This is a genomic window from Streptomyces sp. NPDC088747, assembly GCF_044751025.1.
Classification (GTDB): Bacteria; Actinomycetota; Actinomycetes; order Streptomycetales; family Streptomycetaceae; genus Streptomyces.
Genome location: NZ_JBIVKZ010000002.1, coordinates 451,133 through 472,720, shown reverse-complemented (window position 1 = coordinate 472,720; position 21,588 = coordinate 451,133). Strand labels below are relative to the sequence as shown.

General features: G+C 71.9%; 18 protein-coding genes and 1 pseudogene. 11 read left to right on the top strand and 8 right to left on the bottom strand.

The annotated features are described in order from the left end of the window. Positions 1–18: 18 nt before the first annotated feature. A complete protein-coding gene (locus ACIP79_RS06605) occupies positions 19–504 on the bottom strand; it encodes an Lrp/AsnC family transcriptional regulator (RefSeq protein WP_383678985.1) in 486 nt (161 codons plus the stop codon). Between the two features lie 190 nt (positions 505–694). Between ACIP79_RS06605 and pdhA (ACIP79_RS06600) the strand changes: the two genes are divergently transcribed. From pdhA (ACIP79_RS06600) to ACIP79_RS06570, 7 genes and pseudogenes are all read left to right on the top strand, one after another. Next, the gene (pdhA, locus tag ACIP79_RS06600) at positions 695–1,858 is read left to right on the top strand and encodes a pyruvate dehydrogenase (acetyl-transferring) E1 component subunit alpha (protein ID WP_401220167.1); all 1,164 of its coding nucleotides are present in this window, start codon (positions 695–697) and stop codon (positions 1,856–1,858) included. Beyond that, positions 1,855–2,859, top strand: a complete 1,005-nt coding sequence (locus ACIP79_RS06595) for an alpha-ketoacid dehydrogenase subunit beta (protein ID WP_383678872.1) — start codon at positions 1,855–1,857, stop codon at positions 2,857–2,859. Before pdhA (ACIP79_RS06600) ends, ACIP79_RS06595 begins: the two co-directional genes overlap by 4 nt. Then, positions 2,859–4,469, top strand: a complete 1,611-nt coding sequence (locus tag ACIP79_RS06590; RefSeq protein WP_401220163.1) for a dihydrolipoamide acetyltransferase family protein — start codon at positions 2,859–2,861, stop codon at positions 4,467–4,469. Before ACIP79_RS06595 ends, ACIP79_RS06590 begins: the two co-directional genes overlap by 1 nt. A 63-nt stretch (positions 4,470–4,532) precedes the next feature. Next, positions 4,533–4,898, top strand: a pseudogene (locus tag ACIP79_RS06585) (molybdenum cofactor guanylyltransferase); the annotation flags it as partial. Between the two features lie 69 nt (positions 4,899–4,967). Next, positions 4,968–5,843: a DUF6457 domain-containing protein gene (locus ACIP79_RS06580; RefSeq protein WP_401220917.1), complete on the top strand. Its 876-nt coding sequence runs from the start codon at positions 4,968–4,970 to the stop codon at positions 5,841–5,843. Then, the gene (locus ACIP79_RS06575; protein ID WP_401220160.1) at positions 5,840–7,369 is read left to right on the top strand and encodes a molybdopterin molybdotransferase MoeA; all 1,530 of its coding nucleotides are present in this window, start codon (positions 5,840–5,842) and stop codon (positions 7,367–7,369) included. Before ACIP79_RS06580 ends, ACIP79_RS06575 begins: the two co-directional genes overlap by 4 nt. Further along, on the top strand, positions 7,357–8,475 hold the full coding sequence (locus ACIP79_RS06570) for a potassium channel family protein (protein ID WP_401220157.1): 1,119 nt from the start codon (positions 7,357–7,359) through the stop codon (positions 8,473–8,475). The genes ACIP79_RS06575 and ACIP79_RS06570 overlap by 13 nt, the downstream gene beginning before the upstream one ends. A gap of 13 nt (positions 8,476–8,488) precedes the next feature. On the opposite strand, the gene ACIP79_RS06565 is transcribed toward ACIP79_RS06570, so the two are convergent. Then, positions 8,489–9,337, bottom strand: coding sequence for an ABC transporter permease (locus ACIP79_RS06565; protein WP_401220154.1), 849 nt, complete (start codon positions 9,335–9,337; stop codon positions 8,489–8,491). Beyond that, positions 9,334–10,377, bottom strand: a complete 1,044-nt coding sequence (locus tag ACIP79_RS06560; protein WP_401220151.1) for an ATP-binding cassette domain-containing protein — start codon at positions 10,375–10,377, stop codon at positions 9,334–9,336. The genes ACIP79_RS06565 and ACIP79_RS06560 overlap by 4 nt, the downstream gene beginning before the upstream one ends. Before the next feature lie 221 nt (positions 10,378–10,598). On the opposite strand from ACIP79_RS06560, the gene ACIP79_RS06555 reads away from it, so the two are divergent. Further along, on the top strand, positions 10,599–11,579 hold the full coding sequence (locus ACIP79_RS06555; RefSeq protein WP_401220148.1) for an NAD(P)H-quinone oxidoreductase: 981 nt from the start codon (positions 10,599–10,601) through the stop codon (positions 11,577–11,579). A gap of 842 nt (positions 11,580–12,421) precedes the next feature. On the opposite strand, the gene ACIP79_RS06550 is transcribed toward ACIP79_RS06555, so the two are convergent. Further along, complete coding sequence (locus ACIP79_RS06550; RefSeq protein WP_401220145.1) at positions 12,422–12,862, bottom strand: hypothetical protein; 441 nt, start codon at positions 12,860–12,862, stop codon at positions 12,422–12,424. A gap of 185 nt (positions 12,863–13,047) precedes the next feature. Between ACIP79_RS06550 and ACIP79_RS06545 the strand changes: the two genes are divergently transcribed. Then, positions 13,048–13,578: a bacterial proteasome activator family protein gene (locus tag ACIP79_RS06545; protein WP_401220143.1), complete on the top strand. Its 531-nt coding sequence runs from the start codon at positions 13,048–13,050 to the stop codon at positions 13,576–13,578. 66 nt (positions 13,579–13,644) lie between these two features. On the opposite strand, the gene ACIP79_RS06540 is transcribed toward ACIP79_RS06545, so the two are convergent. Further along, entirely contained in the window at positions 13,645–15,309 is a 1,665-nt protein-coding gene (locus tag ACIP79_RS06540) for a protein kinase (protein WP_401220140.1), read from the bottom strand. Positions 15,310–15,707: 398 nt separating this feature from the next. Between ACIP79_RS06540 and ACIP79_RS06535 the strand changes: the two genes are divergently transcribed. Then, the gene (locus ACIP79_RS06535; protein WP_401220137.1) at positions 15,708–17,282 is read left to right on the top strand and encodes a protein kinase; all 1,575 of its coding nucleotides are present in this window, start codon (positions 15,708–15,710) and stop codon (positions 17,280–17,282) included. 144 nt (positions 17,283–17,426) lie between these two features. On the opposite strand, the gene ACIP79_RS06530 is transcribed toward ACIP79_RS06535, so the two are convergent. From ACIP79_RS06530 to ACIP79_RS06520, 3 genes are all read right to left on the bottom strand, one after another. Further along, complete coding sequence (locus ACIP79_RS06530) at positions 17,427–18,629, bottom strand: phosphotransferase (RefSeq protein WP_401220914.1); 1,203 nt, start codon at positions 18,627–18,629, stop codon at positions 17,427–17,429. Between the two features lie 102 nt (positions 18,630–18,731). After that, the gene (locus ACIP79_RS06525) at positions 18,732–19,220 is read right to left on the bottom strand and encodes a pyridoxamine 5'-phosphate oxidase family protein (RefSeq protein WP_401220134.1); all 489 of its coding nucleotides are present in this window, start codon (positions 19,218–19,220) and stop codon (positions 18,732–18,734) included. Between the two features lie 97 nt (positions 19,221–19,317). Further along, complete coding sequence (locus ACIP79_RS06520; RefSeq protein ID WP_401220131.1) at positions 19,318–19,983, bottom strand: response regulator; 666 nt, start codon at positions 19,981–19,983, stop codon at positions 19,318–19,320. 380 nt (positions 19,984–20,363) lie between these two features. Between ACIP79_RS06520 and pdhA (ACIP79_RS06515) the strand changes: the two genes are divergently transcribed. Continuing rightward, a complete protein-coding gene (gene pdhA / locus ACIP79_RS06515; protein ID WP_401220129.1) occupies positions 20,364–21,587 on the top strand; it encodes a pyruvate dehydrogenase (acetyl-transferring) E1 component subunit alpha in 1,224 nt (407 codons plus the stop codon). The last annotated feature ends 1 nt before the right edge of the window (position 21,588 follow it).

Genomic DNA, 21,588 nt, shown 5'->3' with positions numbered 1-21,588 from the left:
AACCCGTCGCCCACGAGGTCAGCTCTGCGGTTCCAGGTCCTCCTCCTCGAACACCAGCAGGGTCCGGGTGCTGAGTACCTCGGGGATGGCCTGGAGGCGGGTAAGGACCAGTTCGCGCAGGGCCTTGTTGTCCGAGGTGTGCACCAGGAGAAGGACGTCGAAATCGCCGCCCACCAGGGCGATGTGGGATGCCCCGGGGAGCACCCTCAGTTGTTCGCGGACGGTTCGCCACGAATTTTGCACGATCTTCAGGGTGACGTACGCCGAGGTGCCCTGACCGGCGCGTTCGTGGTCCACGCGGGCCCCGAAGCCGCGGATCACGCCGTCCTCGATGAGGCGGTTGATGCGCGCGTAGGCGTTGGCCCGCGACACGTGGACGCGTTCGGCCACGGAACGTATCGAGGCGCGGCCGTCCGCCTGGAGCATCTGGAGGATGTCCTGGTCTATGGCGTCGAGCGGGCGGGCCGGCGGCAGGGCGGGGCCGGCCTCCGGCGGCTCGGCCATTTGTTCAGGTGCCATGTCCCCCCGCCTCCGTACCATGGACGTACTGCGTCCATTTCAGGATGTGCAGAACCGTTTGTCCACAGCTTGACGGTGCCCGTAGCCAAAATGTGTCGACGACCGAACAATCGGTAGGTGCGGCGCGTCACATCCGTGACGCGTCTGAAGCCGTCTCCCACGAGGAGGTGCCGTCATGACCGTCATGGAGCAGCGAGGGGCCTACCGGCCAACGCCGCCGCCCGCCTGGCAGCCCCGAACCGACCCCACTCCGCTGCTGCCCGACGCGCTGCCCCACCGCGTGCTCGGCACCGAGGCGGCCGCCCAGGCCGACCCCGCCCTGCTGCACCGCCTGTACGCGGAACTGGTGCGCGGGCGCCGCTACAACACGCAGGCCACCGCCCTCACCAAGCAGGGCCGCCTCGCCGTGTACCCGTCCAGCACGGGCCAGGAGGCCTGCGAGGTGGCCGCCGCGCTCGTCCTGGAGGACCGCGACTGGCTCTTCCCCAGCTACCGGGACACCCTCGCGGCCGTCGCCCGCGGCCTGGACCCGGTCATGGCTCTCACCCTGCTGCGCGGCGACTGGCACACCGGCTACGACCCCCGTGAGCACCGCGTGGCGCCCCTGTGCACGCCGCTCGCGACCCAGCTCCCGCACGCGGTGGGCCTCGCGCACGCCGCCCGCCTCAAGGGCGACGACGTGGTCGCGCTGGCGATGGTCGGCGACGGCGGCACCAGCGAGGGCGACTTCCACGAGGCACTGAACTTCGCCGCCGTCTGGCAGGCCCCGGTCGTCTTCCTGGTCCAGAACAACGGCTTCGCCATCTCCGTACCGCTCGCCAAGCAGACCGCCGCCCCCTCGCTGGCCCACAAGGCCGTCGGCTACGGGATGCCGGGCCGTCTGGTGGACGGCAACGACGCGGCGGCCGTGCACGAGGTGCTGAGCGAGGCCGTGCGGCACGCGCGCGCGGGGGGCGGTCCGACGCTCGTCGAGGCGGTGACGTACCGCGTGGACGCCCACACCAACGCCGACGACGCCACCCGCTACCGGGTCGACTCCGAGGTCGAGACCTGGCGCGCGCACGACCCGATCGCGCTCCTGGAGCGCGAGATGACCGAGCGCGGGCTGCTCGACGAGGACCGGATGGCGGCGGTGCGCGAGGACGCCGAGACGATGGCCGCGGACCTGCGCGAGCGCATGAACCAGGACCCGGTGCTCGACCCCATGGACCTGTTCGCCCACGTGTACAGCGAGCCCACCCCGCAACTGCGCGAGCAGGAGGCGCAACTGCGCGCCGAGCTGGCGGCCGAGGCCCACGGCCCGGCCGGGACGCACGGCCCGGAAGGAGCCGGGCGATGACGACCGTTGCCCTGAAACCCGCCACCATGGCGCAGGCCCTCGGGCGCGCGCTGCGCGACGCCATGGCCGCCGACCCGGCCGTCCACGTGATGGGCGAGGACGTCGGCACCCTGGGCGGCGTCTTCCGGGTCACCGACGGGCTCGCCGCGGAGTTCGGCGAGGACCGCTGCACGGACACACCGCTGGCCGAGGCGGGCATCCTCGGCACGGCCGTCGGCATGGCCATGTACGGGCTGCGGCCGGTCGTGGAGATGCAGTTCGACGCGTTCGCCTACCCGGCGTTCGAGCAGCTCATCAGCCATGTCGCCCGGATGCGCAACCGCACGCGCGGCGCGATGCCGATGCCGATCACCATCCGTGTCCCGTACGGAGGCGGCATCGGCGGCGTCGAGCACCACAGCGACTCCTCCGAGGCGTACTACATGGCGACTCCGGGGCTCCATGTCGTGACGCCCGCGACGGTCGCGGACTCCTACGGCCTGCTGCGCGCCGCCATCGCCTCCGACGACCCGGTCGTCTTCCTGGAGCCCAAGCGGCTGTACTGGTCGAAGGATTCCTGGAACCCGGACGAGCCGCCGGCCGTTCAACCGATAGGCCGCGCGATGGTGCGGCGTTCCGGCCGGAGCGCCACACTCGTCACGTACGGGCCGTCCGTGCCCGTCTGCCTCGAAGCCGCCGAGGCGGCGCGGGACGAGGGCTGGGACCTCGAAGTCGTCGACCTGCGCTCCCTGGTGCCGTTCGACGACGAGACGGTGTCGGCCTCGGTGCGGCGGACCGGGCGTGCGGTCGTCGTACACGAGTCGGGTGGGTATGGCGGACCGGGCGGGGAGATCGCCGCGCGGATCACCGAGCGCTGCTTCCACCACCTGGAGGCGCCGGTGCTGCGGGTGGCCGGGTTCGACATCCCGTATCCGCCGCCGATGCTGGAGCGGCACCACCTGCCTGGCGTCGACCGGATCCTGGACGCCGTGGGGCGTCTGCAATGGGAGGCGGACAGCTGATGGCCCAAGTGTTGGAGTTCAGGCTTCCCGACCTCGGGGAGGGACTCACCGAGGCGTTGATCGTCCGGTGGCTGGTCGAGGTCGGCGAGGTCGTCGCCGTGGACCAGCTCGTCGTCGAGGTCGAGACCGCCAAGGCGATGGTCGACGTCCCCTGCCCGTACGGGGGTGTGGTCACCGCCCGGTTCGGCGAGGAGGGTGCGGAACTGCCCGTGGGCGCGCCCCTGCTGACGGTCGCCGTGGGCGCCTCCGCCGACGGGGAGAGCGACGAGGGATCCGGGAACGTGCTGGTGGGGTACGGCACGGGAGCGCCTCCGGCACGGCGCGGGAGGGTCCGGCCCTCCGGCACGACGGGCATCACGGGTACGACGGGCACACGGGGTACGACGAACACAACGGGTACGACGAACACAACGGGTACGACGAACACGTCGGCCACGCGCGGGCCGGGGGCTTCCACGGGCTCGGGAAGTGAGACCGACGGTGTCGCGTTCGCCCCGGAGGGGGAGCGTGGGTTCACCCGGACCGGTGTCGGCTCCGCCTCGCGTTCCGGCGTCGGGGACCACGCGGTCTCCGAGGCCCCGCACGGTCCGGGGACGGAAACCCGGCACCTGGTCAACGGCGATCACCGCGGCGCGGTCGCGCGCGGGGACGGCCCCGTGCCGGTCATCTCTCCGCTCGTACGGCGGCTCGCGCGGGAGAACGGCGTGGATCTGCGCGAGTTGGAGGGTTCGGGGCCCGACGGGCTGATCCTGCGGGCGGACGTCGAGTACGCGCTGCGGGCGGCGGCGACCGGTCACGCCCGGACACCCGCCACCGCGGAACCCCTCCCGGTCGCCGGGCACGGCCCCGTCGCCCCCCTCGGGGCACCTCTGTCCAGGTCCGGGCAACAGCCGGCGACCGGACGGAGCGCCGCCGCGACCCAAGGCACCCGCGTTCCCCTGCGCGGCATCCGGGGCACCGTCGCCGACAAGCTCTCCCGCAGCCGTCGGGAGATCCCCGACGCGACCTGCTGGGTGGACGCCGACGCCACCGAACTCATGGAGGCACGCGCGCGGATGAACGCCGCGGGCGGCCCGAAGATCTCCCTCATCGCCCTGCTCGCCCGGATCTGCACCGCCGCGCTGGCCCGCTACCCGGAGCTGAACTCGACGGTCGACATGGAAGCCCGCGAGGTGGTCCAACTCGACCAGGTGCACCTGGGGTTCGCGGCCCAGACCGAGCGCGGCCTCGTCGTCCCCGTCGTACGGGACGCGCACGGCCGCGACACGGAGTCGCTCAGCGCGGAGTTCGCGCGGCTGACCGAGGCCGCGCGGACCGGGACGCTGACACCGAGGGAACTCACCGGCGGCACCTTCACGTTGAACAACTACGGGGTGTTCGGGGTCGACGGCTCCACGCCGATCATCAACCACCCCGAGGCGGCCATGCTCGGCGTCGGCCGGATCGTTCCCAAACCCTGGGTGCACCAGGGCGAGCTGGCGGTGCGGCAGGTCGTGCAGCTCTCGCTCACCTTCGACCACCGGGTGTGCGACGGCGGCACGGCGGGCGGATTCCTGCGCTATGTGGCGGACTGTGTGGAACAGCCGGCGGTGCTGCTGCGGACCTTGTGACCGCTCCTGTCCACATGCCGCTCAGGGGGTGGCAATGATCCTTCGGACACCCATACTCGGGGGATGAACGCGTACGAGGCATCGGGCGACCCCGGCGCCCTTCTTCCGTACGACGCCGTCGTGCTCGCCGGAGGAGCCGCCCGGCGGCTCGGCGGGGTGGACAAACCCGCGGTGCGGGTGGGGGGCCGGGCACTGCTCGACCGGGTGCTCGCCGCCTGCGCCGACGCCGCCACCACGGTGGTGGTGGCCAACCCCCGGCCGACGGCTCGCCCCGTCCTGTGGGCCCGGGAGGACCCTCCCGGCGGAGGCCCGGTCGCCGCGCTCGATGCCGGGCTCCGGCACACCACCGCGGAGTACGTCGTCGTGCTCTCCGCCGACCTGCCGTTCCTGGAAGCCGGGACGGTGGGACGACTGACGCGAGCCCTTCAGGAGAGCACCGCCGGTCCGGCCGGTGCCGGGCCGGTCCCGAACATCGCCGCCCCGGCGGATGCTGGACAGATGCCGGGCGCCGCCCCGGTGGATGCCGGACGGATCCCCAGCACCGCCGCCCCGGTGGACGCTGGACGGGAGCCGGGCGCGGTCAGTCCGGCGGGTGCCGGACAAATTCCGGGCGTCGCCGCTCCGGCGAGTACCGGGCCCATTCCGGACACCGCCGCACCGGCGGATGCCGGACGGACCCCGAATACCGCCGCTCCGGCTGATGCAGGACAAGTCCCAAGCGCCGCCGCCCCCGTGGACGTCCGCCAAGTCGGCCTCGTGGGCTCGCCGACCCGTCCCGACGGTGTCCTGCTCGTCGATTCCGAGGGCAGGGATCAGCCGCTTGTGGCGGTGTACCGGGTGCGGGCGTTGCGCCGGGAGTTGGACTCGCTCGCCGGGGGTGCGTCCGATGGCGGATCCGTCGCGGGCGGCGGTCTTGGCGGGCTGCCGCTCCGGAAACTCGTCGCCGCGCTCGACCTCATCCGAATCTCCGACCCCGTCGCGTCCTTCGACTGCGACACCTGGGACGACATCGCCGCCGCCCGAGCACGTATCAGGGAGCATGGGCACGTGTTGGATGAATGGATTTCCGCAGTCAAGGACGAACTGGGCATCGACCTGGACGTCGACACCGGCGCCCTGCTCGACCTGGCTCGTGACGCCGCGCACGGGGTGGCCAGGCCCGCCGCGCCGCTGACCACGTTCCTCGTGGGGTACGCGGCCGCGCGAGCCGGGGGAGGCCCCGAGGCGGTGGCCGAAGCCGCACGCAAGGCCGCCGCGCTGGCGCTCCGCTGGGCCGACGAGGACGCCGACGAGGGTGCCGCCGAGGCCGAGCCGGGGACGGGTCCCGCGGACGGAACCGGCGCGGGTCCCGGCGCCCGGCCGGACGCCGGATGACCGCCGCGCGCGGCACCCGCGAGGGCCAGGGCACAGGCGACCTCGACGACCTGGCCGTGGAGGAGGCGCTGGCGCTGGTCAGGGAAGGCAGCGCGCGGGCTTCGGCCGAGCCGGGAGCCGGCGACAGCGCCGACCGAGGCACCCGTAGGCCCTCCGCCGCTGTGCCCCCGCCGGGTGAACCCCTCGCGCCCGCCTCCCGGAGCGGCCACGGAGACCACGGCGGTGGCCCCGCGGACAGCGCTCGTGGCCGGGCGGACCACAGCGGTGGCGGCCACGACGCCCGCCACAGGGCCACCCCCTGGCCCGAGGCCTGCATCACCGCGGAGCGGGCCGCCCGCTCCCTCCCTCGCCGCACCCCGGTGTCCGTACCGCTGGACGCCTCCCTCGGCCTGGTCATCGCCGCCCCCCTCACCGCGCTGACGGACCTACCGCCGTTCGACACGTCGGCGATGGACGGCTGGGCGGTCGCCGGGCCCGGACCCTGGGACGTGCGCGAGGAAGGGGTGCTCGCTGGCCACGCGCAGCCCGCGGCGCTCTCCGACGGCGAGGCGGTACGGATCGCCACCGGGGCGCGCGTCCCGCAGGACGCCACCGCCGTGCTGCGCAGTGAGCACGGGCGCGGTGACGACAAGGGACGGCTGCACGCCGCTCTCCCCCAGGCCTCCGGTTCCGCGCGGGGCGGGGTCGCGCCCGACGTCGTGCACGGACAGGACATCCGCCCGCGCGGTCAGGAGTGCCGCAGCGGCGACCAACTCCTGCCGGTCGGCACGCTGGTCACGCCCGCCGTGCTGGGGCTCGCCGCGGCGGCCGGGTACGACACCCTCGCCGTCGTTCCCCGGCCACGCGTCGAAGTCCTCGTGCTGGGCGACGAGTTGCTCACCGAGGGGCTGCCCAAGGAAGGGCTGATCCGGGACGCTCTCGGGCCGATGCTGCCGCCGTGGCTGCGCGCGCTCGGCGCCGAGGTCGTCGCGGTCCGCAGGCTCGGTGACGACGCCAAGGCCCTGGAGCGGGCCATCTCCGGTTCCAAGGCCGACCTGATCGTCACCACCGGCGGCACGGCCTCCGGTCCCGTCGACCACGTCCATCCCATCCTGGAACGCATCGGCGCCGAACTCCTCATCGACGGCGTCATGGTGCGCCCGGGGCACCCCATGCTCCTGGCGCGCACCCGGCCGGACCAGTACCTCGTCGGCCTGCCGGGCAACCCCCTGGCGGCCGTCTCCGGGCTGCTCACGCTCGCCGAACCCCTGCTGCGCGTCCTCGCCGGACGCGCGGCGGCGGAGTCGTACACGCTGCCTCTCAGGGAAGCCGTGCAGGGGCACCCGTACGACACCCGGCTCGTCCCCGTCGTGCTGCGGGCCGACCGGGCGGTGCCGCTGCACTACAACGGACCTGCGATGCTGCGTGGCATCGCGGCGGCGGACGCCCTCGCGGTCGTACCACCGGGCGGAGCACGTGCGGGTCAGGAGCTCGAACTCCTCGACCTGCCTTGGGCGGTAGCAGGAATCGGGGTGTGTTTCACGTGAAACTACCGGGCCACGACGCGATGGCCCGCCAGGCGGACGAGCACCTGATGACCCATCGGGTGAAACTCCCGAGGGACTTCGTGGAGCGTCCGATCCGCCAGGTCGGCAAGCGGGTGGCGATAGCGCTGCTGGTGCTCGCGGCCACGGCGTTCATCGTCTGGGCGGACCGTGACGGCTACACCGACAACTCCGACGGCTCCGTCGACCTGCTCGACGCGTTCTACTACGCGACCGTCACCCTCTCCACCACCGGATACGGCGACATCACCCCGGTCAGCGACGGCGCCCGGCTCACCAACATCTTCCTCATCACACCGCTGCGCGTGCTGTTCCTGATCATCCTGGTCGGCACCACACTCGAAGTCCTCACGGAACGCACCCGCGAGGAATGGCGGCAGAACCGCTGGAGGGCGGCCTTGCGAGATCACACCGTTGTTGTCGGCTTCGGTACCAAGGGGCGGTCGGCCATAGAGACCGTCTGCGCGACCGGGCTGAAGAAGGAGCAGGTCGTGGTGGTCGACCCCAGCTCCAAGGTGGTCGACGCGGCCACGGCCGAGGGGTACGCGGGAGTCGTCGGTGACGCGACGCGCAGTGAGGTGCTGGACCGGGCCGAGGTGCGCAAGGCGCGGCAGATCATCATCGCCACGCAGCGGGACGACACCGCCGTGCTGGTCACGCTGACCGCGCGGCAGCTCAACAGCGGGGCGAAGATCGTCGCCGCCGTGCGGGAGGAGGAGAACGCGCCGCTGCTGCGCCAGTCCGGCGCCGATGCCGTGATCACCAGCGCCAGCGCGGCCGGACGGCTGCTCGGGCTCTCCGTCCTCAGCCCCGCCGCGGGCATGGTCATGGAGGACCTCATCCAGCAGGGCAGCGGGCTCGACATCGTGGAGCGGCCGGTCGTCAAGGCCGAGGTGGGCAAGGGCGTACGGGAGACGGAAGACCTGGTCGTCAGTGTCGTACGCGGGCATCGGGTGCTCGGATACGACGATCCGGCCGTCGGGACGCTCCAGTTGACGGACCGGCTGATCACCATCGCGCGGATGACGCCGGGCACCCAGGTGGCACCCGACGTCAAGCGCATGCGCATGGACCAGCACAGGCTCTAGCGCTCGTGCAGGGTCACTTGCGGTTGTAGAGCCGCATCGTGATCGGGCCGAAGACCAGGATGAGCAGGCCCGCCCAGCCCAGCGACCAGGCGACCTCGGCGGTCGGCCAGTCGCCCGCCATCAGGCCGCGGACCGCCGAGGACACGTGGGTGATGGGGCTGTTGTTGACGAAGGCCTGAAGCCAGCCGGGCATCGTCTTCGGGTCGACGAAGACGTTCGAGAGGAAGGTCAGCGGGAAGATCACCATCATGCTGACGCCCATCACCGACTTCTCGGTGCGCAGCAGCAGTCCGAACATGGTCCAGATCCACGAGAACGCGAACGAGAAGACCAGCAGCAGCACGATGCCGGCGAGTACGCCCAGCACGCCGCCGTCCGGGCGGTAGCCGAGGATGACGCCGACGACGAGCATCACCACCGACGCCATCGTGTAGCGCAGGGCGTCGCCGAGGAGATAGCCGACCATCACCGACGGCCGCCAGATCGGCAGCGTGCGGAAGCGGTCGAAGACGCCCTTCTCGATGTCCGTGTTGACCGAGACACCCGTGTACATCGTGATCATCACGACCGACATCACCAGGATGCCCGGCAGCAGGAACTGGATGTACTCCTTCGGCGAGCCGGCCAGCGCACCGCCGAAGAGGTACGTGTACATCAGCACCATCATGATCGGGAACGCCGTGACGTCGAAGAGCTGCTCCGGCACGTGCTTGATCTTGAGGATCGCCCGCCAGCCGAAGGTCAGCGACGCCGACAGGGCACTGGGCCGCGGCGGACGCTCCTTGCTGATGAGGAGTTCGGCCAGCGACTCGGCGCTGACGGGGGCGAGATCCTGGCTCGCGGTGGTCGTCGCGGTGCTCATACCGCCGCCTCCTTGTCCATCGTGTCGTCGGCCGCGGGAGCCTCGGGCTCGGTCACATGGCCGGTGAGGGCGAGGAAGACCTCGTCCAGGCTGGGCTGGCCCAGCGAGAAGTTGTCGACCACCACGCCGGTGCGGGCCAGTTCGGCGAGTGCGCGCGCCGCCTGCTCCGCCGCGCCCCGGCCGTTGGCGGCGCCGCCACCGACCCGGGCCGTCAGCGCCACCGGGTCCGGTTCCAGCTGGACCTCGGCATCGAGGGTGATGCGCAGGATCTCCCGCGCCTGCGGGCGCTGCGCCGGATCGCGCAGCCGCAGATGTACGGAACCGGCGCCGACGGACGCCTTCAGCTCGCCCTTCGTCCCCTCCGCGATCACCTTGCCCTTGTCGATCACCGCGACCCGGGACGCCAGTTGGTCCGCCTCGTCCAGGTACTGCGTGGTGAGCAGCACGGTGGTGCCCTGGGCGACGACCGCGCGGACGATGTCCCACACCTGGTTGCGGCTGCGCGGGTCGAGGCCGGTGGTCGGCTCGTCGAGGAAGAGCAGGTCGGGGGTGTTGAGGATGGAGGCGGCGATGTCGATACGGCGCCGCATGCCGCCCGAGTAGTGCTTGACCTGCTTGCCCGCCGCCTCGCTCAGTCCGAAGGCCTCCAGGAGCTGGGCGGCACGGATGCCGGCGGCGCGCTTGTGGTGGCCGAGGAGGCGGCCGAGCAGCACCAGGTTCTCGCTGCCGGTCAGGTCCTCGTCCACCGACGCGTACTGGCCGGTCAGGCTCACCCGGGAGCGGACCTGGTCGGCCTCCCGTACGACGTCGTGGCCGAAGACGTGCGCCTGGCCGCCGTCCGGGCGCAGCAGGGTGGCCAGCATCTTCACGGTGGTCGTCTTGCCGGCGCCGTTCGGTCCGAGGACGCCGTAGACCGTGCCGGCCGGTACGGCGAGGTCGACGCCGTCGACGGCCCGGGTCTCGCCGAACGTCTTGACCAGACCTGCGGTCTCGATGGCCAGACCGGAGGCCGGTGTGCTCGGTGCGCTCTGTGCGCTCATGTCTCGGAGTCCTTCCGCGTACGGGGGCTACGCAAGGGAGACCGGTCCGGTGACGCGAACTCATCGCCCGCCGCACGGGCAGTTCGCGGTGTGGTCCGTCTCCGCCGTTCGGGTGGCCGTCCGCCGCCACGTCCCGCCGACTTTACGGTCCCTTTGCCTACACCGTGCCTCTACTGGAGGATCCGCGCATCTCAATAACCCCGAGGAGTAGCGTCCCCCTCATGTACGCGATCACGATTCCTGAACCTGGTGGGCCCGAGGCGCTGGTGTGGGACGAGGTCCCGGATCCGGTGGCCGGTCACGGCGAAGTGCTGGTCGAGGTGGTGGCCAGCGCCGTGAACCGCGCTGATCTGCTGCAACGGCAGGGCCTCTACAACCCGCCGCCCGGCGCGTCCCCCTACCCCGGCCTCGAATGCTCTGGCCGTGTCGTCGAGATCGGTCCCGGTGTCTCGGGCTGGGCGGTCGGCGACGAGGTGTGCGCGCTGCTCGCGGGCGGCGGCTACGCGCAGAAAGTCGCGGTTCCGGCCGGGCAGCTGCTGCCGGTGCCCGAGGGCGTCGGTCTCCGGCAGGCCGCCGCGCTGCCCGAGGTGACCTGCACCGTCTGGTCGAACGTCTTCATGGTGTCCCACCTGCGCCCCGCCGAGACCCTGCTCGTGCACGGCGGCTCCAGCGGCATCGGCACCATGGCGATCCAGCTCGCGAAGGCCGTCGGCGCGCGGGCCGCGGTCACGGCGGGCAGCAGGAAGAAGCTCGACTTCTGTGCGGAGCTGGGCGCGGACATCCTCGTCAACTACCGCGAGCAGGACTTCGTCGAGGAGATCGAGCGGGCCACGGACGGCGCGGGTGCCGACGTCATCCTCGACAACATGGGCGCCAAGTACCTGGACCGGAACCTCAGGGCACTCGCCGTCAACGGGCGGCTGGCGATCATCGGCATGCAGGGCGGCGTCAAGGGCGAGCTGAACATCGCCACCCTCCTCAACAAGCGCGCCGCCGTCACCGCGACCTCGCTGCGTATCCGCCCTACGGCGGAGAAGGCGGCGATCGTCGCAGCCGTACGGGAGCACGTGTGGCCGCTGATCGCCGCCGGCCAGGTACGCCCGGTGATCGACCGCGAGCTGCCCATGAACGACGCGGCCCAGGCACACCGCGTGCTGGAGGAGAGCGGCCACATCGGAAAGGTCCTGCTGGTCGCTCCCTAGCGGGCTGCGTCGACGCCGGGGCCGGGCCCGGCCCGGTGCTGCCGGTGGCTGCCCGACGGGGGCTTCGGGCCGAGCACCGGCGGGTTTCGCCCGTGGACCGGCAGGGCTCCTCGGGCGAGCGCTGGCGGTGCTGTCCGCCTCGCATCGGCGGGGCTTCGGGCCGAGCACCGACGGGGTTTCGCCTGCGGACCGGCAGGGCTCCTTGGCTGAACCCTGGCGGTGCCGTGGGCCGTGCATCGGCGAGGCTGTCGGCCGTAGCCCTGCGAGTCTCAGGCGGTGCCCCGGCGGGGCCTGCGGGGTTGTCGGCCGCAGCCCTGCGGGCTTCGAGCCGCGCACTGGCGGCGGTGCTGACCGTCCCCGGCGGGGCTGCCGCAAGGCTGCGGGCCGCAGCCCTGCGAGCTTCAAGTCGTGTCTTTGCGAGGCCCTTCAGGTCGTGCACCTGCGGGGCTTCGGGTCGCACCTGCAGGGCTGTCGGCCGTAGTGCGGTGGGCTTCGAGCCGTGCACCGGCGGGGTGCTGACCGTGCCCGGCGGGGGTGCCAGCATCAGGTCGTGCCCCGGCGAGGGCTTCGAGTCGTGCACCTGCGGGGCTTCGGGTCGCACCTGCGGGGCTGACGGCCGCAGCCCTGCGGGCTTTCGCGCCGCGCACCGGCGGCGGTGCTGACCGTGCCCGGCGAGGCTGCCGGCAGTGCATCCGGAAGGCTGCGGGCCGCGCCCGCGCGCGGCTTCAAGCCGTGGACCGGGGATTTCGCTCGCGGACCGGCAGGGAGCCGTCGGCCGCGGCGCGGGAGGGGCCCCGGTCGGGCGGAAGCGGACGGACGAAGCCCGGCCCCGTGCCGGCGCGTCAGCCGCGCCGGACGCGCAGGGCGAGGAATGCCAGGCCCAGGCCGAGGCCTATGAGTATCAGCCCGCTGCCCAGGGGCACGATCCGGAGCACCGGTTCCGGGGCGATCCCGGGGCGGACGACGTTCTGCCGTACGGGGATCGCGGCCTCCCGGGGCGGCTCGGAGGCGGCGTCCGGGTCCGGGCGGTCGTGGACGGCGGGGTCGCGATCGGTGTACGTCGGCGCCGCGTCCTCGCCCTCCGCCTTCCGCCCGGGTCGCTCACGGCCCTCACCCGGATGGCTCCCCGCACGGGAGGCGTCGCCACCGGGCTCGGGGGCGTACGGAACGGCGTACGAGACGGCCTGCGGAGCGGCAGGGGAGGCCGCGTGCCATCCGGCGTACGGCGCGGCGTACGAGAGGGCCGCGGCCCCGATGGTCAGGGCCGGCAGCAGTCCCGCCACGCCAAGCGCACGGTGCCATGGAGTCACGCCGGTGACCCCCTCCCGGTGAGGAGTCCATGATCAGTGGGTCAAGCCTCACATGTCCCCTTTGCCCCGGCATCTCGGCCGGTCACCCCGCTGCGGGTGACCCGGCGGACGGCGGCCCGACGGATGCCGCGGTGGACGGGTGCGAGACAATGGGTGGCATGGAGATGCCGAGGAACGAACGGTCGCCGGAGAACCCCCAGATCCTGGTCGTGGGCCAGGACGGAATGGCGCTCGGCGGTGCCGGGGACGAGGACTCCCGCGAGATCCCGGTCACGGAGATGGTGGAACAGCCCGCCAAGGTGATGCGCATCGGCAGCATGATCAAGCAGCTTCTGGAGGAGGTGCGCGCGGCCCCTCTGGACGAGGCGAGCCGCGTCCGGCTGAAGGAGATCCACGCGAGCTCCGTGAAGGAGCTGGAGGACGGTCTGGCCCCCGACCTGGTCGACGAGCTGGAGCGGCTGTCCCTTCCGTTCACGGACGAGGGGATCCCCTCCGACGCCGAACTCCGCATCGCGCAGGCGCAGCTGGTCGGCTGGCTGGAGGGCCTCTTCCACGGGATCCAGACCACCCTCTTCGCCCAGCAGATGGCGGCGAGGGCTCAGCTGGAGTCGATGCGCCGCGCCCTGCCGCCGGGCGTCGGCGGCGCCGAGGAGGAAGAGGGCCCGCGCACGAGCGGCCCGTACCTGTAACCCCCGGCGGAACCCGCACAACGGAACGGGCCCGGCACGCAGGTGCCGGGCCCTCGCATGCCGGGGTCAGGACGGGTTGCCCGTGGACACCTTCAGTTCGATCTGGGGCATGTCCCGAGGGTCGACGTCCGTGCCCTCGGAGGGGAACTGGTCCATGACCGTGCCCTCGCCGTACGTGTTCTCGTCGACGTACTCGATCTTCATCTGCCAACCGGCGGCCTGGAAGCAGGACTTCACCGACTTGATGTACAGGTAGGAGAAGTCCGGGACCTGGATCTTGGTCTCGTCGTCGTACGACTCGGCCGGCTCCGTGCACTTCTCCGTCTCGATCGTCTTCGTGGTGTCCGGACCCCGGTGACCGGCCACCACGGAGGGCGACCGGCTGGCGTCGCCGCTGCCGCCCTTGTCGTCGTCGCCGGACCCGCCGTTGAGCATGATCGCCGTGATCAGGCCGCCGAGGGCGACGAGCGCGACGACGATCGAGCCGACGACCACCCCCCTGCCGCTCCTGCGGCCCCCGCCACCGCCCGGCTGGGGGGTCGGGTACTGCGGCGTCAGGTTGTACGGCGGCGGGGTGGAGACGCCCTGCTGCGGGGAGTACGCCGCGGCCTGCGGCGGCGGCAGATAGCCGCCCTGCTGCGGATAGCCGTACGACGGGGCCGGGGTGGGCGCCGGGGTCTGGGGCGACGCCGTCACGGGGGTCGGCGGGCCGTAGGGACCCGGCTGGTAGGGCATCTGCACCGGACCGGGGGCCGGAGCCGCCTGGTCGACGGGCGGGAAGACCGCGGAGGAGACGCCCGCGCCGCTCGGCGTCTGGGCACCCGGCACGATGTTCGGCGCGGTGGGGTGCAGTGACTGGGCGACGCGCAGGCACTCGTCGCGCATCGCCTCGGCGCTGGGGAACCGCTCGTTCGGGTTTTTCTTCAGCGCCCGGCTGACCAGCGCGTCCACCGCCGGGGGAAGCGAGCGGTTGACCGAGGAGGGTGCGACCGGCACCTCCTGGACGTGCGCGTAGGCGATGGCCAGCGGCGAGTCGGCCTCGAAGGGCAGCCGCCCGGTGGTGAGTTGGAACAGCATGATGCCGACGGAGTACAGGTCGGACCTGGCGTCCACCGCTCTGCCGAGGGCCTGCTCGGGCGAGAGGTACTGCGGGGTGCCGACGACCATGCCGGTCTGGGTCATCGAGGTGACGCCGGACTGCATGGCGCGGGCGATGCCGAAGTCCATCACCTTGACGACGTTCCGCTTCGTCATCATCACGTTGCCGGGCTTGATGTCCCGGTGGACCAGGCCCATCTCGTGGCTGATCTCCAGGGCGGCCAGCACGTCGGCGGTGATCCTCAGCGCCTTGTCCGCGGGCATGGCGCCCTGGGTGGCGATGTCCTGGTCGAGGACGGAGCCGAGCGGGCGGCCCTCGACGTACTCCATGACGATGTACGGCGTCGTCATGCCGTCCAGGACGTCCTCGCCGGTGTCGAAGACCGAGACGATGTTCGTGTGCGTGAGTTTCGCCACCGACTGGGCCTCGCGGCGGAACCGCTCGCGGAAGGCCTGCTCGCGGCCGAGCTCGGTGTGCAGCGTCTTGATCGCGACCTGGCGGTCGAGCACCGAGTCGTACGCGAGATGCACCGAGGCCATGCCGCCCTCGCCGAGCAAGTCACGCAGCTGGTAGCGGCCGCCGGCGACCGCACGCCCCGCGTACCGGCCGCCCTGTGCGCCGTCCTGGCTCATCTTCTGCGTCCCCCATCGGCGCGGCGGCAGCGGCTGGTCGCTCCCGCGGTCCGTGACTCGATGACTCGATTGTGGTGATCGACGGTGCGATCTCCCCGGTGATCAGCCGGTGTTCGGTGATCGATTGGCTCATTCCCGGCCAAGTCTGCCCGAGGCCACTGACACGTCAAGCTCGGTGCCCGTTCCGTGACCGTCTGCGAAAGAAGCGTCGCGGAAGCGTTACAGGTGCCGTACGGCCGGTACACAGAATTTGCACGCGGGTACCCGGGCCGGGTTGGATGGCCGATCCATCCCGCTTCCGTCTCGGACCGGCGCCTTGCCGAGAGCCTGTAGCGTGGCCCGACGGAGACCGTGACAACCACCGCGCAGACCGCGGGCAGAAACGACGGCGAGGACTGATGGCACAGCAGCAGCGCGCTCAGGGCCCGTCCGACCCCGAGGCGACTGGCGGCGGTATGTCAGATGCGCCGGAGTTGTGGGGCAACGGCGGCCTGGTCGGCGACGGCCGGTACCGGCTCACCCACAGACTGGGCCGGGGCGGTATGGCCGAGGTGTTCGCGGCCGAGGACGTACGCCTGGGACGCACCGTCGCCGTCAAACTGCTCCGCTCGGATCTGGCCGAGGACCCGGTCTCCAAGGCCCGTTTCACCCGCGAGGCACAGTCGGTCGCCGGGCTCAACCACCATGCCGTGGTGGCCGTGTACGACTCCGGCGAGGACGTGGTCGGCTCCCGCGTCGTCCCGTACATCGTCATGGAGATCGTCGAGGGCCACACGATCCGCGACCTGCTGATCAACGCCGAGGCCCCCGGGCCCGAGCAGGCGCTGATCATCGTCTCCGGTGTCCTTGAGGCGCTCGCCTACTCGCACCAGCACGGCATCGTGCACCGCGACATCAAGCCGGCCAACGTGATCATCACGGAGACCGGCGCGGTCAAGGTGATGGACTTCGGCATCGCGCGCGCCCTGCACGGCGCGCAGTCGACGATGACCCAGACCGGCATGGTCATGGGCACCCCGCAGTACCTCTCCCCGGAGCAGGCGCTCGGCAAGGCCGTCGACCACCGCTCCGACCTGTACGCGACGGGCTGCCTGCTCTACGAACTCCTCGCGCTGCGGCCCCCGTTCACCGGTGAGACGCCGCTCGCTGTCGTGTACCAGCACGTCCAGGACATCCCGGTGCCCCCGTCCGAGGTCTCCGACGCGGCGCCGCCGGAGCTCGACGGCCTGGTCATGCGCTCACTCGCGAAGGAGCCGGACGACCGGTTCCAGACCGCCGAGGAGATGCGCGGGCTCGTCCAGTACGGGCTTCAGATGCTGTACGACCAGGGCAGCCACACCGGCACCTGGAACACCGGGCCGGTCGACACGGGCCAGGGCCAGCGTACGACGGCGGTCGGCTTCGCCGGCGCGGCGGCGCTTCCGCATCCCGGCGACTCCGGTACGTCGCAGATCCCGCAGCCGATCCTGCCGAGCGGGTACGGCGGCGGGGACGACGGCGGTTTCGAGGGGCACGGCAACAAGAGCGGCGGCCGGGGCAGGCTGTGGATCCTCGCGGTCCTGGCGGTGATCGCCATCGCGGCGGGCGTCGCGCTCGCGCTCAACAACACCGGTGGCGGTGGCGGCGGGGCCGGCACCACGCAGTCGCCCACCACGACGTCGTCGTCCACCGAGGACAGCGAGTCCAGCGCGACCCCCAGTGACGAGCCCTCGGAGACCGCCACCGACGACTCGACGGACAGCGGCACGAGCAACGGCTCCGGTTCGGGATACACGCCCTCGTACACGCCGTCGCCGAGCTACAGCTCGGAGCCGTCGGACGAGCCCACGACCGAGCCGAGCGAGACCGCGCCGACCACCGAGGAACCGACGGACGAGCCGACCACCGAGGAGCCCACGGATCCGGTGACCGAGGAGCCCACGGACACCGGTGGCGTGACCGGCGACACCACGGGCGCCGTGACCGGCGGCTGACCCGCGCCTCACCGGCGTACGGGCGTATCGGCTTGCCGGTGTACCGGCTCACCGGCGTACCGGCGAGAAAACCGCCCCCACGCGCGCGTGCCGCTCGTGACGAAGCCCGGCCCCCCGAGCAAGGGGGAGCCGGGCTTCGCCGTGTCACCGCGTGAACGCCTCGCACACCGGCTCGTACTCCCGTGTCCACCACACGGCCAGCGCCGACGCCGCGGGGAACTGGGGATCGGCGCGGGTGTCGCCGCGTTCGTAGTGCCAGCGCAGTATCCAGAAGTCGTTCAGGCGCTCCCACCACACGCGGTGCACGGCGGCGGCGAGTTCGGAGGGGGTGGCGCCCGCGGTGCGCCGGTACGCGCGCGCGTAGGCGCGCACTTTCGTGAGGTCGAGGGTGCCGACGGGCCGTACGAAGAAGATCATCGCGGCGCGTACCGCCTCCTCGGCGCGGGGCTGGACGCCCAGCCGGTCCCAGTCGACGATCGCGGCCGGTTCGCCGTCGCGGTAGAGCAGGTTGAAGGGGTGGAAGTCGCCGTGCACCCAGCCCACGCAACCGCCTCGCGGCGGGCGCCGGTCGGCATGCCGTTCCAGCAGGACGCGCCGCTCCAGGAGCCGGTGCCGGGCCAGTTCGTCGAAGGAGTCGGTCGGGCGGTGGCGGCGTACCCGGGCGAGCAGGTGGTCGATGAGCGCGAAGGTGTCGACGGGGTCGGCGCCGTCGGCTGGTACGGCACCATCGACCGGCGCGGCATCGCCGGACGGTAGGGCACGGGCGGACGGCAGCGCACCGGCGCGCGGCGGGGCACCCGCGGACGATAACGCGCCCGCGGACGGGAGCGCACCCGCGGCCGGCACGGCACCCGTGGACGACAGCGCACCCGTGGACGACAGGGCGCCAGCGGGCGGCAGGGTGTCCGCCGGCGGTCTCGCCGGACCGCCTGCCTGGACCGGCATCACCTGCTCCAGGCTCGCGTGGACGACGCCCAGGAGCGCCCCCAGCCGCGCGCACTGCTCGGTGGTGAGCTGGCCGCCGTGCCGGTGCCGTCCGTCGATCCACGGGTGCAGCGCGTACGCGTGGCCGCCGACGACCGCGACGGTGCGGCCGTCGGTACCGGCCAGCGGCGGGGCGACCGGGACGCCGAGGTCGGCGAGGCGCTGGGTCGCCCGGTGCTGGCGGGCGATCGCGGCGGGGTCGGCGGTCTCGGGGTCGAAATGGTGCTTGAGGAAGTACCGGCCGCGGGTGGTGCGCAGCCGGTAGCCGCGGTTGAGCAGGCCTTGGTCGACGGGGTCGCAGGTCAGGGCGGACCCGGCGGCGTACTGGCGGAGGAGGGCGCCCAAAGGGGGCGCGTGAGACACAGGGGGTGGTGCGAGAGAGCGCGGCACGCGGCCGATGCTAGGGCACGAAAAAGGCTCTGACCTCGGGTTTGTCACACACAGTCGTACGCCTCGCAACATCGGTCACAGAACGTGCTGGAACCGCCGTTCCAGGCCACGGTCCATAGCGTGCACGGTGTGGAGTTGCGGCTCGATGCCGAGGTAGACCGGCTCGTAGGGCTGTCCGTCCACCAGTCGCGGCGGGAGGCCGAAGCGTTCGAGCTGGGCCCCGGTCGGCTCGACCGTCACGCACCGGCCCACGATCTGCACCGACCACAGTTCCTCGCCCGGCCGCGCGGAGCTCAGGTTGTCGGTGCCGTAGGCGACGATGCTGCCGGCGCAGGCCTGGTGGTAGCCGAAGTTGCGGGCCATCCGGAGCAGGACGCGGCCGTCGGCCACGATGTGCCGGGTGAGGGCGAGGAAGGGCAGGGCGTGCAGGCTGGTGGCCACCCGGCCGTAGTCGGTGCGGGCGATCAGTTCCACGGCGAGTTGTTCGTCGTTGCGTTCCACGGGGAGTTGTTCGTCGGTCAGGTCCACGACGAGCTGTTCGTCGGCCGGCTGTGCGTCGGGCATACGCCCAATCTGCGACACCGGGAAGACCCGCGGAAGAGCCACCAGCCCCCTGAAGAGGGGCCATAGGTCCCGGTTGAAGGGCGGCGGGCGGGGCCGGCTAGCGCCGCTGCCGTTCCGCCTGGAGGCGGGCCACGTACGCCGCCGCCTGGGACCGGCGTTCCATGTCCAGCTTGGACAGCAGACTCGACACGTAGTTCTTGATCGTCTTCTCGGCGAGGTGCAGCCGTTCGCCGATCGCGCGGTTGGTGAGCCCCTCGCCGATCAGATCGAGGATCCTGCGCTCCTGGTCGGTGAGGTGCGCGAGCTTGTCCTCGCTCTTGGCGTTGCCGCCGTCGCGCAGCCGCTCCAGGACGCGGGCGGTGGCCTCCGGGTCCAGCAGGGACTTGCCGGCGGCGACGTCACGCACGGCGGAGAGCAGTTCGTCGCCGCGGATCGCCTTGAGGACGTATCCCGAGGCGCCCGCCATGATCGCGTCGAAGAGGGCCTCGTCATCGGCGTACGAGGTCAGCATCAGGCACTTGACGGTCTCGTCGCGGGAGCGGATCTCGCGGCAGACCTCCACGCCGCTGCCGTCGGGGAGCCGTACGTCCAGGACGGCGACGTCGGGGCGGGTGGCCGGAATCCGCGCCAGCGCGTCGGCCGCCGTGCCGGCCTCGCCGACCACCTCGATGTCGTCCTCGCCGGAGAGCAACTCGTGGACGCCGCGCCGGACCACCTCGTGATCGTCGAGAAGAAATACGGTGGTTTTTCCGTTTTCGCGCACACTGTCAGTGTCACACACGATCATTGGCCCCGCCCCGGGGTGAACTCTTCCCGTGCCTGGGGTGACCGGGATAACGTGCCCGTGTTCCGGCCCCCTGCAAGGCTGTTACCAGTGCTGTGACCAGCGACTGTTCCCGACCGACGCGAAGTAGTTGGAAGTCCGACTGAAAAGTAGTTGGAAATCCGAGCAAAATCGCAGGTCAGGAGGGGTTTCACAGAATTGTGAAGCACTGGGTAACGTGGCTGATGCAGGGCGCTCGCCGGGGCACCTGTCACGCCTGTTCCCGGCCGAGTGCACCCACCCCGTGCACGGGTACTGGAGCAGGCGAGCCGCACTGGCCTACCGGCAACCCCGGGGGCCGGACCGACGGAGGAGCACACGTGACCGTGGAGAGCACTGCCGCGCAGAAGCCGCGACGCAGCGCCGGGACGAAGAGCGCCGCGAGCGCCGGCACGGCCGGTACGAAACGCGCCGCGAACGCCGGTGCCAAGCGCGCCGGCACCGGCAAGTCACCGGGCGCCGACCCGGAACTCGTCCAGCTGCTGACGCCCGAGGGCAAGCGGGTCAAGGACGCCACCTACGACCCGTACGTCGCCGACATCACCCCCGAAGAGCTGCGCGGCCTGTACCGGGACATGGTGCTGACCCGCCGGTTCGACGCCGAGGCCACCTCCCTCCAGCGCCAGGGCGAGCTGGGCCTGTGGGCGTCGCTGCTCGGCCAGGAGGCCGCCCAGATCGGCTCCGGGCGCGCCACCCGGGAGGACGACTACGTCTTCCCGACCTACCGCGAGCACGGCGTCGCCTGGTGCCGCGGGGTCGACCCGGCCAACCTGCTCGGCATGTTCCGCGGCGTGAACAACGGCGGCTGGGACCCGAACACCAACAACTTCCACCTCTACACGATCGTCATCGGCTCCCAGACGCTGCACGCCACCGGCTACGCCATGGGCATCACCAAGGACGGCGCCGACTCGGCCGTGATCGCCTACTTCGGGGACGGCGCCTCCAGCCAGGGCGACGTCGCCGAGTCGTTCACCTTCTCCGCGGTCTACAACGCCCCCGTGGTGTTCTTCTGCCAGAACAACCAGTGGGCGATCTCCGAGCCGACCGAGAAGCAGACCCGCGTCCCGCTCTACCAGCGCGCCCAGGGCTACGGCTTCCCCGGCGTCCGCGTCGACGGCAACGACGTCCTGGCCTGCCTCGCCGTCACCAAGTGGGCCCTGGAGCGCGCCCGCCGCGGCGAGGGCCCCACCCTCGTGGAGGCCTTCACCTACCGCATGGGCGCCCACACCACCTCCGACGACCCGACCAAGTACCGGGCCGACGAGGAGACGGAGTCCTGGCAGGCGAAGGACCCGATCCAGCGCCTGCGCACCTACCTGGAGACCGCAAACCACGCGGACGAGGGATTCTTCGCGGAACTCGAGGCCGAGAGCGAGGCGTTGGGCAGACGAGTACGCGAGGTCGTCCGTGCCATGCCGGACCCGGACCACTTCGCCATCTTCGAGAACGCGTACGCGGACGGGCACTCGCTCGTCGACGAGGAGAGGGCCCAGTTCGCCGCCTACCAGGCGTCGTTCGCGGACGAAGGGGAGGGCAAGTAGC

Excerpts from the sequence above, each read along its gene's own strand:
- ACIP79_RS06525 (WP_401220134.1), bottom strand. The coding sequence starts at position 19,220 with ATGCCCGACGCACAGCCGGCCGACGAACAGCTCGTCGTGGACCTGACC.
- ACIP79_RS06535 (WP_401220137.1), top strand. The coding sequence starts at position 15,708 with ATGGCACAGCAGCAGCGCGCTCAGGGCCCGTCCGACCCCGAGGCGACT.
- ACIP79_RS06605 (WP_383678985.1), bottom strand. The coding sequence starts at position 504 with ATGGCCGAGCCGCCGGAGGCCGGCCCCGCCCTGCCGCCGGCCCGCCCG.
- ACIP79_RS06555 (WP_401220148.1), top strand. The coding sequence starts at position 10,599 with ATGTACGCGATCACGATTCCTGAACCTGGTGGGCCCGAGGCGCTGGTG.
- pdhA (WP_401220167.1), top strand. The coding sequence starts at position 695 with ATGACCGTCATGGAGCAGCGAGGGGCCTACCGGCCAACGCCGCCGCCC.
- ACIP79_RS06540 (WP_401220140.1), bottom strand. The coding sequence starts at position 15,309 with ATGAGCCAGGACGGCGCACAGGGCGGCCGGTACGCGGGGCGTGCGGTC.
- ACIP79_RS06575 (WP_401220160.1), top strand. The coding sequence starts at position 5,840 with ATGACCGCCGCGCGCGGCACCCGCGAGGGCCAGGGCACAGGCGACCTC.
- ACIP79_RS06545 (WP_401220143.1), top strand. The coding sequence starts at position 13,048 with ATGGAGATGCCGAGGAACGAACGGTCGCCGGAGAACCCCCAGATCCTG.
- ACIP79_RS06565 (WP_401220154.1), bottom strand. The coding sequence starts at position 9,337 with ATGAGCACCGCGACGACCACCGCGAGCCAGGATCTCGCCCCCGTCAGC.
- ACIP79_RS06590 (WP_401220163.1), top strand. The coding sequence starts at position 2,859 with ATGGCCCAAGTGTTGGAGTTCAGGCTTCCCGACCTCGGGGAGGGACTC.
- ACIP79_RS06580 (WP_401220917.1), top strand. The coding sequence starts at position 4,968 with ATGCCGGGCGCCGCCCCGGTGGATGCCGGACGGATCCCCAGCACCGCC.
- ACIP79_RS06595 (WP_383678872.1), top strand. The coding sequence starts at position 1,855 with ATGACGACCGTTGCCCTGAAACCCGCCACCATGGCGCAGGCCCTCGGG.
- ACIP79_RS06560 (WP_401220151.1), bottom strand. The coding sequence starts at position 10,377 with ATGAGCGCACAGAGCGCACCGAGCACACCGGCCTCCGGTCTGGCCATC.